The 12,432-nt window shown below is 70.6% G+C and carries 10 protein-coding genes; 4 read left to right on the top strand and 6 right to left on the bottom strand.

The window, feature by feature from the left end; genetic code table 11:
- Window positions 1–458 precede the first annotated feature (458 nt).
- Genes phoU through G6O54_RS21460 form a run of 3 tightly spaced genes read left to right on the top strand, consistent with a single transcriptional unit; the run spans window position 459 to window position 3,195 of the window.
- A complete protein-coding gene (gene phoU / locus G6O54_RS21450) occupies window positions 459–1,208 on the top strand; it encodes a phosphate signaling complex protein PhoU (RefSeq protein ID WP_165227840.1) in 750 nt (249 codons plus the stop codon).
- A gap of 43 nt (window positions 1,209–1,251) precedes the next feature.
- Window positions 1,252–2,187 carry an SPFH domain-containing protein gene (locus tag G6O54_RS21455; RefSeq protein WP_165227842.1) on the top strand — a complete coding sequence of 312 codons (936 nt, stop codon included), beginning with the start codon at window positions 1,252–1,254 and terminating at the stop codon, window positions 2,185–2,187.
- A gap of 36 nt (window positions 2,188–2,223) precedes the next feature.
- On the top strand, window positions 2,224–3,195 hold the full coding sequence (locus G6O54_RS21460) for a diacylglycerol kinase catalytic domain-containing protein (RefSeq protein WP_165227844.1): 972 nt from the start codon (window positions 2,224–2,226) through the stop codon (window positions 3,193–3,195).
- A 37-nt stretch (window positions 3,196–3,232) separates the two neighbouring features.
- Here G6O54_RS21460 and G6O54_RS21465 read toward each other — a convergent pair whose 3' ends face one another.
- The 3 genes from G6O54_RS21465 to G6O54_RS21475 all read right to left on the bottom strand — a co-directional run bounded on the left by G6O54_RS21465 (window position 3,233) and on the right by G6O54_RS21475 (window position 8,434).
- Entirely contained in the window at window positions 3,233–6,607 is a 3,375-nt protein-coding gene (locus tag G6O54_RS21465; RefSeq protein ID WP_165227846.1) for a PPi-type phosphoenolpyruvate carboxykinase family protein, read from the bottom strand.
- A 145-nt stretch (window positions 6,608–6,752) separates the two neighbouring features.
- On the bottom strand, window positions 6,753–7,337 hold the full coding sequence (locus G6O54_RS21470) for a flavin reductase family protein (RefSeq protein ID WP_165227848.1): 585 nt from the start codon (window positions 7,335–7,337) through the stop codon (window positions 6,753–6,755).
- A gap of 29 nt (window positions 7,338–7,366) precedes the next feature.
- Window positions 7,367–8,434 (bottom strand): acetyltransferase, encoded by a 1,068-nt coding sequence (locus G6O54_RS21475; protein ID WP_165227850.1) that lies wholly within the window; start codon window positions 8,432–8,434, stop codon window positions 7,367–7,369.
- Between the two features lie 209 nt (window positions 8,435–8,643).
- On the opposite strand from G6O54_RS21475, the gene G6O54_RS21480 reads away from it, so the two are divergent.
- Complete coding sequence (locus G6O54_RS21480; protein WP_165227852.1) at window positions 8,644–9,399, top strand: tetratricopeptide repeat protein; 756 nt, start codon at window positions 8,644–8,646, stop codon at window positions 9,397–9,399.
- 29 nt (window positions 9,400–9,428) lie between these two features.
- On the opposite strand, the gene G6O54_RS21485 is transcribed toward G6O54_RS21480, so the two are convergent.
- The 3 genes from G6O54_RS21485 to G6O54_RS21495 all read right to left on the bottom strand — a co-directional run bounded on the left by G6O54_RS21485 (window position 9,429) and on the right by G6O54_RS21495 (window position 12,427).
- On the bottom strand, window positions 9,429–9,872 hold the full coding sequence (locus tag G6O54_RS21485) for a hypothetical protein (protein ID WP_165227854.1): 444 nt from the start codon (window positions 9,870–9,872) through the stop codon (window positions 9,429–9,431).
- 30 nt (window positions 9,873–9,902) lie between these two features.
- Window positions 9,903–10,913, bottom strand: a complete 1,011-nt coding sequence (locus G6O54_RS21490) for a DUF1559 domain-containing protein (protein WP_205678972.1) — start codon at window positions 10,911–10,913, stop codon at window positions 9,903–9,905.
- Between the two features lie 125 nt (window positions 10,914–11,038).
- Complete coding sequence (locus G6O54_RS21495; RefSeq protein ID WP_165227856.1) at window positions 11,039–12,427, bottom strand: sensor histidine kinase; 1,389 nt, start codon at window positions 12,425–12,427, stop codon at window positions 11,039–11,041.
- Between the last annotated feature and the right edge of the window lie 5 nt (window positions 12,428–12,432).

A 12,432-nucleotide genomic window follows, 5' to 3' on the forward strand; every position in this document is an offset into this window, starting at 1 on the left:
AAGGGCCTCGGTGCGGTGGTCCCGCGGGAGCCGTCGGCGCTTCCATCGACGTCGATGACTGGGGCGGCGAATCCGGCCGGCCTGAAGTCGACCGCCGACGTGGCGAGGTCCCATTCCTCGGGCTCTGGCCCACCCCATGCTGGCGGCTTGCCCTCTGGGTTTCACGCCCGCGCGAAATCGACATCCAACGACCGATCCGAGGTGCCGGCCGCCCCGCCCGCGGCGTGCCGATGTGAATTCCCGGCGAAGAGGGGCCGCTTGATATTGGCATGGGCGCAGGTTTCTTCGATGATGGGAGGGATCAGCGAGCCGGGCTCCGCGGGCCGCCGGGTCGACGGCGGCGGATGTCTCGACATGCTCTCCTTTCACAGGTGCAGATCTCAGGGATTCGCGGCGGATCGATCGGCACGGGCTTCGGAAGCGTCCCATCCCACCTCGCGAGGCGACAAGGATCTGGAATGCCGGACATCAAGACGGAAGCAACGACACCCTGGGATTGGGGCCAGGAGCGCGTGACGGTCGGTCGCCACTTCCTCCGCGACCTGGAGTCGCTCTGGTCCGAGGTCCTGAAGCTGGCGGCGGTCGTCGAGGACGCCCTCAACCAGAGCCTCAGGGCCCTCTGCGACGGCCGGGTCGAGCTCGCCGATGAGATCCGCCGCCGCCAGCCCTCGATGGAGCGGTGGGAGGTCCAGATCGAGCGGGAGTGCGTCCGCGTCCTCGCCCTCCACCAGCCCGTCGCGTCCGACCTCCGCCGGGTCGCGGCCATCCTCCGGATCAACAGCGACCTGGAGCGGCTCTCGGCCCTTGCCCGGCACATCGCCAAGCGGGTCAAGAAGCTGGCCAGCGACCCGGAGGCCTTCCCGATCCCCCAGCCGCTCGAGAACCTCGGCATGGAGGCGCTCGCCCAGGTCCACGAGAGCCTCGACTCGCTCACCGAGGCGGACGTCCCCCGGGCCAGGGCGGTCATGGCCGCGGAGAAGCGGCTGGACGGCCAGTATCGGTCGGTCCTGACGCTGCTCAAGCGGAGGATCGTCGAGGATCCCCGGCGGATCGACACCGGGCTCCGGCTGATCAACACGGCGCGGAACATCGAGCGGATCGCCGACCACGCCGCCAAGATCGCGGAGGCGGTCGTCTACCTGAAGGAAGGGGAGATCCTCCGCCATCGCCCCCCCGCCGACCGGGCCGCCGGTCGGCCCGGCCTCTGACGGCATCCCCCCGCCGGCCTCGACGGATCCTGGAGGAGCACCCATGCCGTTCCTCGGTTACTTCAAGGGGCAGCCCACGGAGCACGTCATCCGGTACAGCTCCGGGCGGATCGCCCGCGAGGGCCAGGGGCTGGCCTTCTTCTACCTGAAGTACAACACGCAGATCGTCGTCGTCCCGACCAGCAGCATGGACGCGAATCTGGTCTTCAACGAGGTCACCAGCAATTTCCAGACGGTGACGATCCAGGGGCAGTTCACCTACCGCATCCACAACCCGCGCAAGGCCGCCGAGATCCTCAACTTCACGATGGACCCGGCGACGCATCGGCACCTCTCCAACGATCCCGATCGCCTGGCGCAGCGGATCACGAACATCATCCAGATGGAGACCCGCACCGAGATCCAGAAGCGATCGCTCGAGGAGGTCCTGACCCAGTACGAGTCCATCGCCGCCTCGGTGCAGGGCCGGATCAAGGGCTCGGCGCTGCTGGACCCGCTGGGCGTGGAGCTGCTGAGCGTCTACTTCGTCGCCGCCAAGCCCACGCCGGAGGTCGGCAAGGCGCTCGAGGCCGAGTATCGGGAGGGCCTCCTCCAGAAGGCCGACTACGCCATCTCGGCCCGCCGGGCCGCGGCCGTCGAGGAGGAGCGGAAGATCAAGGAGAATGAGCTCAACACCGAGATCGCCCTGGAGCAGCAGCGGCGGCAGCTCATCGACCTCCAGGGCGAGAACGAGCTCCGCCAGGCCAACCATCGCGGGCAGGCCGCGGAGCAGGAGGCCGCCTACCACAACCGGGTCAAGCAGAATGACCTGGCACTCTATCGGGGGATCGACCCCCGCAAGGTCCTGGCACTGGCCCTCTCCGAGCTCGGCGAGAACGCCGGCCGGATCGGCAACCTGACCATCACCTCGGATATCCTCGCCAGCCTCCTGGACGCGAGGGGCGGCCCCGGCTCGTCCGAGTCCACGCCCACCGCCTGAGCGGGGCCCGATGCCCCGCCGGGGAGCCCGCAGCGTATGCCCACCCGCGACAAGCTCGTCATCGTCACCCGGAAGACGGCCCTGGAGGAGCTGATCGAACGGTTCAACACCGTCGATCAGGCCCGCTTCTACATCGAGCACATGGGGGGCGACTTCGCCGAGTACCAGGCCGCGCACGACGCCTACCGCCGGGCGGTCGAGACCCTCCGCGAGGCCCTCCCACGCGGGCTCCGGATCCAGTGGATCGAGCGGTCCTTCCTCCCCACGTTCACGTTCGGCGGCTCGGATGTCGTGGTGGTCCTCGGCCAGGACGGGCTGGTCGTCAACGCCGCCAAGTACCTGGACGGCCAGCCGGTGGTCGCGCTCAACCCCGACCCCGCCCGCATCGACGGCGTCCTCCTCCCCTACGGCGTCCACCGGGCCGGCGAGGCGATCACCCGGGCGATCCGGGATGAGAAGACCTGGATCGACGTGACGATGGCCGAGGCCTCCTTGAACGACGGCCAGCGCCTGCTCGCGGTCAACGACCTCTTCGTCGGCGCCCGGACTCACGTCTCGGCCCGCTACGTCCTCCGCTTCGGGGGCCGGGAGGAGGCCCAGTCGTCCAGCGGCCTGATCGTCTCCACGGGCGCCGGCTCGACCGGCTGGTATCGGTCCGTGCTCACGGGCGCGGCGGGGATCGTCGCGGCGGTCTCGGGTTCGCAGGAGATCCTCGCCGTTCGGGACCAGTATGCGTTCCCCTGGGAGGTTCGCGAGCTGGCCTTCAACGTCCGCGAGCCGTTCCCCAGCAAGACATCCGGCGCGACGATCGTCCACGGCAGGGTGACTGAGCGAGAGCCCCTGGAGATCGCCTCGCGGATGCCCCAGAACGGGGTCATCTTCAGCGACGGCGTCGAGGAGGACCGGCTCGATTTCAACAGCGGCGCGATCGCCCGGATCGGCCTGGCCGGGCGGACGCTCCGCCTGGTCGTCCCGCCCGGGCAGGCGGACCAGGCGGAGTGGCGGTGACGCGGGACGGGCGGAGCGATGATGCGGCCGGATCGGCTCACGACTTCGGCAGCAGGCTCGGGTCGAGCCCGATCTTGCCGTTGAGCGAGGCCATGTAGCCGCGGGAGCTGATGCGCTCGAGCTCGGCGCGGGCGAGGTCGCAGCGGTTGCGCAGGTCCTCCGCGTCGTCGGAGGCCTCGCGGACGGACGCGGCGCGTTCCTCCAGGTAGCGGACGCGACGGCTCCAGAGGCGGATGTCGCTCTCCTGCTTGGCGGCCAATCGCTGACGATACCAGTCGCTGGACATCAGCGCCTCTCGCGAGAAGAGGCCGCGGACCTCCGGGTCGTGCGCGTCCTTGCCCTCGAAGGAGCCCTCGGCCATGATCGCCAGCAGGGCCCGCAGCGGCGGGCACGCGTCCTTGACCGAGCCGTCCTCGAAGTACTGGCGGGCGACCCGCTGCTGGGCCTCGGTGATGTTGTGGACGCCGTCGACGAATGCCTCCAGGTCCTGGGTCTCCGGGCGGAGCAGCTCCTCGGGGAAGACCCGGGCCGGATGGTCGAAGATCCGGCCGAAGAACGTGTGCGCGAACTTGGCCGTGATCCGGTAGCCCAGCCGGCTCGCCAGCACGGGCTTGCCGTCGTGGTCGAAGTCCTTCAGGGGCTCGAGGTAGCCCTCCGCGATCAGGAACTCCGGCTGCCGCTCCTCGGGGTTCAGGCGGCACCAGATCTCCGGGATCAGGAGGCTGATGTCGTGGTCCACCCGCATCTTCGGCCCGACGTAGCCGGCCGCGGTGGAGAAGCCGGCCAGCCCGGTCAGGATGTAGGAGACGAGCGCGGCGTTGAGGTCCACGATCGGCCGCAACGCGTTGAACGGCCCCTTCGTGAGCGCGCCCTCGGAGCCGGCCCCGGTGGTCGAGGGGCTCTTGCCGGTGAGCGAGCAGATGAAGTCCATGAAGAGCTCGGGCAGCTCCTGGTAATGGATCGGCCCGTAGACGGCCAGGGGGCGGATGCCGGCGGCGGGGTCCGGCGGGTTGTTCCGGCGGCCGAGGAGGACGGCGCCCACCGGGACGGCCAGCGGCCGGCCCTCGGGGATCCCGCGGGAGAGCCGCATGCCGCGCTCGGCGACGTACTTCGGCAGGGGATTGAGCAGGTCGGGCCGCGTCTGGAGGTAGCGCGGGTTCTTGCTGGGCTTGCCGTCCACGAGCCTGGGGTTGGCGGAGCAGACGAAGTAGCCGGTCCCGGACTTCGCCACCTCCTTGAGGAGGTCCTGCATCGGCGGCGTGAACTCCTCGAACTCCGTGACCCGGGCGACCATCGCCGCTGCCTGCGCGGCGGTCAGGGGCTCGAAGTTGGACAGGAAGTTGTCCGGCCGCGCCATGTCGGATTCGGTGGTCCGGTCGAGGCCGCGGTGGATGGCGTCATCCGGCCTCTGGAAGAGGCGGGACTCGCAGTTGACCGCGAACTTGTAGCTGCCGGCCGGCGGCCCCGGCGGGGGCGACTCGATGGCCTCGGCGGGGATCACCACGGAGGCGGTGATGTCGTCCCCGGTCTGCACCTTCGCCGCCGCGATGAAGTCCTGGCGGAGCTTGAACGTCCGCCATCCCTGCGACGACAGGAGGCCGACGCGGAGATACGTCCCCACGAGCTGCCGCCCGAACGCCTTCAGCTCATGGCCGGGGAAGCCGTTGACGATGTCCACGCCGAACATGTCCCGCCACCGGCCCAGGTCCTCCTGGGGGGCGAACCGCTTGATGATGAAGACGATCGGGTAGATGTAGTTGGGGAACGACGCCAGCCACTTGTTGTACTCGTCGGTGTAGTCGTCCGAGGGCGTCAGCAGCTTGACGACGCTGCCCAGGGTCCGGAGCGGGCTGAGCACCGGACGGCTCTCCCGCTTGGTGTAGTCGGGCGCGTGCCCCGGCTTCCAGCGGTCGGAGTAGTCGCGGTCGAAGATCTGCTGGACGAGGTCGAAATCCCGCTCCACGTCGGCCACGAAGATCGGGCCGTAGATCATGTAGTCGCGCAGGTTCTTGGAGATCTCGCTCTTGCCGCCGCCGCTGACCGTGCACGGCTTGTGGCAGGAGAGCCCCTCGGCCACGGTGCCGATCAGCCGCCAGCTCGCGGCCCCGGGGTGCTTCTCCATGTGCATCTTGTACCCGGAAGGGACCATGTACACCTTGCCGGGGGCCAGGGGGATGGAGACCTCCTCGCCGTCCTTCCGCCACCAGACCTTCAGCTCGGCGATGTCCGCGCGGGCATCCGGCGGGATGTAGACCAGGTCGGGATGCCGGCGGTCGACGGCGTGCCCTTCATGCTGCAGCTCCATCGCATCCGGCTCCGCCTTCGCCAGGTCGGCGACGGTCCGGTCGTCCTTGCGATAGCGCGCGGCGTCGAACTGGTAGCCCAGCGAGTAGCTCGCGAAGGCGAGCGCCCCGCCGGAATGCTCCTCCTCGACGTTGCCCAGGAGGTTCGCCGCGTACGAGATCTGGGTCTTCACTTCCTTCTTGCAGTAGCCGTAGTAGTTGTCGGCGATCAGCGTGACGATCACCCCGGCTGCGGACCGGCAGGTCAACTTGAAGGCGGTGCCGTCGTTGTACTTCTCCTCGGGGTCGCGCCAGCACATGCCGTCCCGCCGCTGGCGTTCGGTGGCCTTGTCCCAGGCGGGCAGGCCGAGCGATCGCTTGGTGAGCTGCGTCAGGTGCGGGGCGAGGATGACGCAGCCGGTGTGGCCGGACCAGCCGTGGACGTCGAGCCCCGCGTCATTCTCGGGCAGGTAGGGGTCGCCCGCATTGCCGAAGATCGACTCCACGAAGTCGAGGTTGCTGATCAGGCAGCCCGGCGCGAAGAAGTGGACCTCCATCGACTTCTCGGGGCAGACCCCCTCCACCTCGGGGCAGACGATCGGCCGGAGCAGGAGCGAGACGAACGTCCGCAGGGGCCGCGACCGTTTGGAGGTGTAGGGGATGACCAGGAAGTCCGGCGGCGGCGCGACGGCCTGGCGGAAGAGCGCGGCGAAGGTCGCCCGCGGGACCGACTTCTTGTCGCCGGGGACCGGCAGGCCCCCCTCGGTGACGTGGAAGGTCCCCTCGGTCGTCCGCCGGTCGCTCCGCGGATTGTGAAGCACGCCGTTGTGGAGCCGGTAGGAGGAGAGGTAGGGGTTGCTGTAGCTGTCCTCCCCTTCCGTGATCGAGAGCTCGCGCGCCAGGCCGTGCCGCGGCAGCACGAGCGACTCCGCCGGGAGCCGGAGCGGGCTTTCCAGGTTCAGGTCGGAGAAGGAATCGGCGAGATATTGCTCGATCCGTTTGTCGGTCGGGCAGAGGTCCCCGGTCCGATGGAGGAAGGGCGTGTCCCCGGCCGTCCAGGCCCCCGTCCCGGTCATCCGGCGAGCGGCCCCGCCGTCCCGGGTGATCCCCAGCGTTGTCTCGAGTCTCATGGGCAACCTGGTCCCTCCACCGATCGTCTCCACCTGGCGGACAGCTATCTTGCACAAATCCCGCCGGATTTCCAGCCTGCCAGACGCGCCGATCGTCGTCCCGATGGCCGACCGGCGAGGCCCGAAAAGTCCCGTCGGCCGATCCCTAGTTCGGCCCGGCCTCCCGGCCCCGCCGCCATTCGAGGATCGCCGCGGCATCCGTGGCCCGGTCCCTCCGCAGCAGGTCGTCCAGCCGCGCCCGGCGATCGGGCGGGGCGAGCTGGAGCATCCGCGCGACGGTCAGCGGTGGGTCCTCGGCCGGCCCGGAAGCGTCCACGACCTCGGCAACGTAGATCGTCCGGTCGCCCGTCTCGCAGCGGGCCTCCACCCGGCACTCCATCCAGTCCAGGGCGTCGGGCAGGATCGGGCTGCCGGTCGCCCCGGACCGGGAGCCCACGCCGGAGAGCTTGTCCGCGTCGCGGCCGGATCCGATGCCGAACCGCCAGACCCATTCGAGATGCCGCTCGCCGATCCGGTGCAGGCCGAACGCATCGCTCGATTCCACGAGTTCCCGCGTGTGGTGATGGCGGGCCAGCGCGATGCAGGCCCGGGGCAGCTCGGGGACGAGCGAGATCCCCAGGACGAACGTCGCGATGCAGCCCCCGCGGCGGCCGTCCGGCGCGGCGGCCGTCACGACCCAGAGCGGCCGATCGAGGTCATCGAACATCCGAGACGCGTCGAGGACGGCCATGGGCGAGCACCTTTCATCGCTTGACTCGGTCATGTGTACGCGTAATCCGCCTCCAGCGGCGTGATGTGCATCGGGACATCGGCGGCGGGGAGCAGGCCCTTGCGGTCCCGGACCATGAAGTTGAGGGGGAAGGCCCGCCGGAACCCCGCCCGGGAGAAGCCCTCGGCGACCCACCCCGGGACGGCGAAGGCCTGGACCACGTCCGCGCCCTGTCGGCCCAACTCGCGGCGGAGCGAGTCCGCGGCGCCGTGCCAGGCCGCCGGTTCGGGATCGTCGAGGACCAGGTCCGCGACCTTGCCCAGCCGCACCCTCCCCCCGTGCTGGGGCACCAGGCCGAGGACCGCGAAGCCCCGGATTCGGCCCGAGGGATCGACGAGATGCCAACCCGTCATCCCCCCCCGCGGGTAGGCGAGCAGGTGATTCAGCCGGCCCGCCGTACGCCGGGTCAGGATCGAGAACGCCCCCGCCCTCGCCGCGATCTCCTCGACCTCATCGCCGAACGCGGAGACCGGGCGCAGCTCCGGCGCCGCGACCGGCCGCGGACGGCCCCTAACGCCCCTGGCGAGGTCGCGGCCGAACCGGGCCCATCGCCCGGCCCGACCCGGGCCCGACGCGCGGAGCCAGTGGGCCGGCCGCAACACCGCCGAATAGACCGAGATCGGCGGCCGGGTCGCGTACCCGGCACGAGGTCCGATCGCGCGGGCCGCCTCGCTCCCCCCGATGAAGAACTGGGTCGGCGCCTGGCCGTGCCCCAACCTCATCAGGCTGACGCCGAGGCCCGGATGGCCGGGCGAACCCAGCCAGTCGATCAGGTGCAGGGTCGGCACCGATCCGCCCGCGACCGACGCCCCCTCGAAGCTCGTCCGGCAGATCCCCACGTGCCCGACGATCGAACCCGCCTCGTCCCGCGCCAGGTAGCTGCGAGCCAGCCCGCCGCCATCATCGCCGCCGGGGTCCAGGAACTTCCACCGGAGGACCCGGACCGCGGCGAAATCCGACGCCGGATCGACGTGGAAGCCGTCCGTGAGGAATCGAGCCAGGTCCTCGAGATCGTCCGGCTGCGTCGGGCGGAAGTCACGCGTCATGGTCCCGGACACCTTACCAGGTCTCCATCCACGCCCGGAAGTGCCCGCCACGATCCCCGAGAGAGCCGGCAGCCGCTTCTTGACTCCGCGTTTCAGCGGCAGTAAGCTCGAATTGAGATTGAATCTCAGTATCATTGTGCACGGTCTGTGGGAGTCTCGACCCCGTCGCCGCGGGGCCGGCGGGTGGTCCGGGTGCATGGTGTGCGTTCGAGGAGGGGGCGATGGAAACTCGATGGGACCTGAAGGTGAGATGCCTGGGCCACTTCCACCGGGGCGAGGTCTTCGAGGCCGATCGGGTGGCGACGCACGCGGTGGAGCAGCATCCCGATGACGGCGAGCTCTGGCAGATCCACGGGCTGATCTGCGCGCGGCTGGGGGATTTCGAGGCCGCCTGCGACGCCCTGGAGACGGCGGCCGTGCTCGTGCCGCTCAATCCGGCGGCCCAGTGCGCCCTGGCGGAGTGTCATGCTCGCGCGGGGAGGGTCGACCTGGCGAGGGGCCTGTATCGGGGCCTGGTGCGGAGGCCGGACTGCCCGACGGGCCTGCTGCCGTCGGCGGCCTCGGGGCTGGGCCGGATCGGCGACAACGAGTCGGCCCTGGAGGCCTGCCATGCACTCGCCCGCCGCGACGGCCGGCGGCATGAGGCCTTCTTCGGGATCGCCTATTACATGCGGCTGATCGGGCATGACGCCTTGGAGATCCTCCCCGCCGCCGCCCGGGCCCACGAGCTCGCGCCGGACTGTCCGTCGTACCGGACGCTGTATGCCTCGCTCCTTTCGCAGGTCGGGCGAGAAGGTCAGGCTCGCGAGCTGCTCCGCGGCCTGCGGCCCGACTCCGTCCGGTGCGCCGGCTGCCTGCGGCGGATCATGGCCATCCTGAGCCGGGGCGACCGGGCGGATGCCGCCGCGCTTCAGTCGTTCCAGGTCCAGGCGGCGCGGCTGGCGGGAGCGGGCGGCCCGTGCGGGGAGGACTGCTGATCGCGGCTCGCCGGGATCTCCTCGCGAGCTCAGTCGACGGACAGGTGCTCCACCGCCCAGCCCTTGCCCTCCGCCATGACCAGCACCTTGATCGTGGAGGGGGCGGGTGACGTCTTCGTCGAGGACTTCCCGCGGGATGCCGTCGGCGGGGCCGTGGCCCGGAAGGTGTACTCGGTCACGACGATCCCGTTGCGATCGGCGGGCTTCGTGCCGGTCAGCTCGGCCGTCCCCATGAGCGCGGGATGGGTCCGGGCGTAGTCGCGCAGGTTGTCCTGCCCCATCAGGGACTTGAAATCGGTCGTGGTCCGGGCGAACGCCTCCGCGACCTTGCCGGCGCGGAGGTCGTCCAGGAAGGCCGAGGCCAGGGCGAGGCCGTCGTCGCCGGCCGCGCCGGAGTTCCGCGCGCAGCCGGCGAGCCCCAGGGACAGGCCCAGCGGCAGCATCAGCGTCAGGCTCCTGGTGGCGTGCTTCATCGGGGTCTCCTGCCGCTCATCGCCCGGGGATCAGTAGGAGTCGCCGCTGATGGTCTCGCCGCCGGCCCGGGTGCCCAGGCTCCTCCAGACGGCCTGGTTGATCGTGCTCTTGATCGAGCGGACCGAGCCGTCCAGGAGCAGGGCCGACACGCCGCCGGGGTGATAGCTTCGCGCGGTGATCGCCGCGTAGGTCGGCAGCGTGATCGACTCGCCGTCGCGCATCGAGGTCAGGTCGATGTCCGTCTGCTGCCCGTTGACGGCCGTGTAGACCTTCGTGTTGGGCGTGAAGGTCGTTGTGAAGCCCACCTCGTGGACGTCGCCCTCGACCCACTCGGTGTGGCCGTTGCTGTCGAACGTCCCGCCGAGGTATTGCATCAGGTCCGCGGGGGTCAGCGGGGGCGTGACCCCGAGCGTGGACGGGGTCTTCGTGTCCCAGTAATTCGGCTGGTAGGCCTTCGCCTCCGACAGGGCCAGGGTGCTGCTCAGGCCGTCGGTGATGGCTGACGGGCCGAAGGAGCGATTCGGGACGAACGGCCCGTCGCCGACCGTGTCGCTTGCCGGGTCGTAGATGAACCAGGTCCCCTGGTTGAAGCAGTAGTTGTTGGGGTAGTAGATCATCGACGTCCCGACGCGGGCGACGTCCTGGACCTCGCTCGGGCAGAGGAAGGCGCCGACGCGGGTCATGGCCAGGGTCGGGCTCGAGGTGAACTCGAACTGCGCGTTCCAGTTGACCGCGTTGTACAGGTTGCCCTGCTCCAGGTAGGGCAGGATCCGGACCAGGCCGGACCACGGCTGCGACGTCCGGCCCTTCGGCATCACGGTGACGGGCGGGAAGACGTTGCTCGTCGAGAGGTAGTTGTGGAGGGCCAGGCCGATCTGCTTCAGGTTGTTGATGCACTGGGCGCGGCGGGCGGCCTCGCGGGCCGACTGCACCGCCGGCAGCAGCAGGGCGATGAGCACGGCGATGATCGCGATCACCACCAGCAATTCGATCAGGGTGAAGCCTGCGCGGGGGCGACGGCCGGCGATCCGATCGATCATGATCCTCAATCCTCGCGGGGGGCGGGGCGGCGGACGAGCCTCGCACGGGGCCCGATCACCGCCGCCGTGAGCCACACTACACGGCATCGGCGTCAGACGTCGCCGCGTCTTTCGTGAGATCTTTCTCATGCCGGATCGGCCGCGATCAGGCGCGGCAGGAGGAGGCGAAAGGTGCTCCCCGAACCGGGCCGGCTGGCGGCCTCGATGCGGCCCCCGTGGCGTTCGGCCAGGGCTCGGGCGATGCTCAGTCCCAGGCCCGTGCCGCCGGTCCGGCGGCTCCGCGACGGGTCGACGCGATAGAAGCGGTCGAAGATCCGCGGCAGGGCCTCCGCCGGGATGCCGATCCCCGTGTCGATCACCTCGATCGTCGCGAGGTCGCCCTCGACGAGGCCGCGGACGGCGACCTCGCCGCCGCGGTGCGTGTACTTGAGGGCGTTGTCGATCAGGTTGTCGAGGACCTGGCGGAGCAGGTCCGGATCGGCGCGGACCACCGCGACCGGGAGGTCCTCGAGCCGGAGCGAGACGCCGGCCCGGCGGGCGGCCTCGGCCGCGTCGGCCGCCGCCGCCCGCGCCAGGTCGTCCAGGCGGACCGGCCGTCGCGGGAGATCGGCGAGCGCCCCGAGGTCCTCGCGGGAGAGGATCAGGAGCCGCTCCGAGAGCCGCGCCAGGCGGTCCGCCTCCTCGACGATGCTCCGCAGCGTCGCCTCGTACTCGTCGGCCGACCGTCGCGCGATGAGGGCGACCTCGGCCTCGGCCCGGATCGCGGCGACCGGAGTCTTCAGCTCGTGGGCGGCGTCCCCCGTGAACTGGCGGGTGGCGGCGAAGGCCCGATCGATCCGGTCCAGCATCGCGTTGATCGTCGCTCCCAGCCGCCCCAGCTCGTCCCGGCCGTCCGAGGGCGTCACCCGCTCCCCCAGGTTCGCCGCCGAGATCCTCCGCGCCGATTCCGTGATCCGGTGCACCGGCGCCAGCGATCGCCCGGCCAGGACGTAGCCGCCGAGCGTGGCCGCGACCAGCCCCGCCGGCAGGATCGTCCAGAGCACGCCTCGCAGCTCGCCGATCTCGTGCTCATAGGTCGCCAGCGAGGTCGCGATCTGGACCGTCCGACCCGACGGGCCCTCGCCGATCCGTCGAGCGGCCAGCCGAAACCGCCCCGCGGATCCGAGCGCGACGCTCTGATGGCTGGTCGTACCCGACGGCAACCCGGCGACCGCCGGCAATCCGGCCGCGGCCGGCGTGGGGCTCTGCTCCTCGACCGCGCCGCCGGGCCCGAGGACGCGGATCACGTAGATCTGGTGGAAGGCGGCGGGAAGCTCGGCCGGGAAGGTTGCGCGCCGGCCCGCGGCGATCCGGTCGCTCGCCTCCTCGAGCTCGAAGTCGAGCGTCGCGTCCACTCGACGGAGGAGCGAGCCCGCCATGAGCACGTAGATGGCGACCCCCAGGCCGACGAGCGTGATCATCAGCACGACCCCGTACCAGGCCGTCAGTCGGGCGCGGACGCTGGCGAACGCCATGGCTC

Source organism: Aquisphaera insulae (genome assembly GCF_011064615.1).
Classification (GTDB): Bacteria; Planctomycetota; Planctomycetia; order Isosphaerales; family Isosphaeraceae; genus Aquisphaera; species Aquisphaera insulae.

Coding starts and splice junctions, on each gene's coding strand:
- G6O54_RS21455 (WP_165227842.1), top strand. CDS start 1,252: ATGCCGTTCCTCGGTTACTTCAAGGGGCAGCCCACGGAGCACGTCATC.
- phoU (WP_165227840.1), top strand. CDS start 459: ATGCCGGACATCAAGACGGAAGCAACGACACCCTGGGATTGGGGCCAG.
- G6O54_RS21485 (WP_165227854.1), bottom strand. CDS start 9,872: ATGAAGCACGCCACCAGGAGCCTGACGCTGATGCTGCCGCTGGGCCTG.
- G6O54_RS21490 (WP_205678972.1), bottom strand. CDS start 10,913: ATGATCGATCGGATCGCCGGCCGTCGCCCCCGCGCAGGCTTCACCCTG.
- G6O54_RS21470 (WP_165227848.1), bottom strand. CDS start 7,337: ATGGCCGTCCTCGACGCGTCTCGGATGTTCGATGACCTCGATCGGCCG.
- G6O54_RS21465 (WP_165227846.1), bottom strand. CDS start 6,607: ATGAGACTCGAGACAACGCTGGGGATCACCCGGGACGGCGGGGCCGCT.
- G6O54_RS21460 (WP_165227844.1), top strand. CDS start 2,224: ATGCCCACCCGCGACAAGCTCGTCATCGTCACCCGGAAGACGGCCCTG.
- G6O54_RS21480 (WP_165227852.1), top strand. CDS start 8,644: ATGGAAACTCGATGGGACCTGAAGGTGAGATGCCTGGGCCACTTCCAC.
- G6O54_RS21495 (WP_165227856.1), bottom strand. CDS start 12,427: ATGGCGTTCGCCAGCGTCCGCGCCCGACTGACGGCCTGGTACGGGGTC.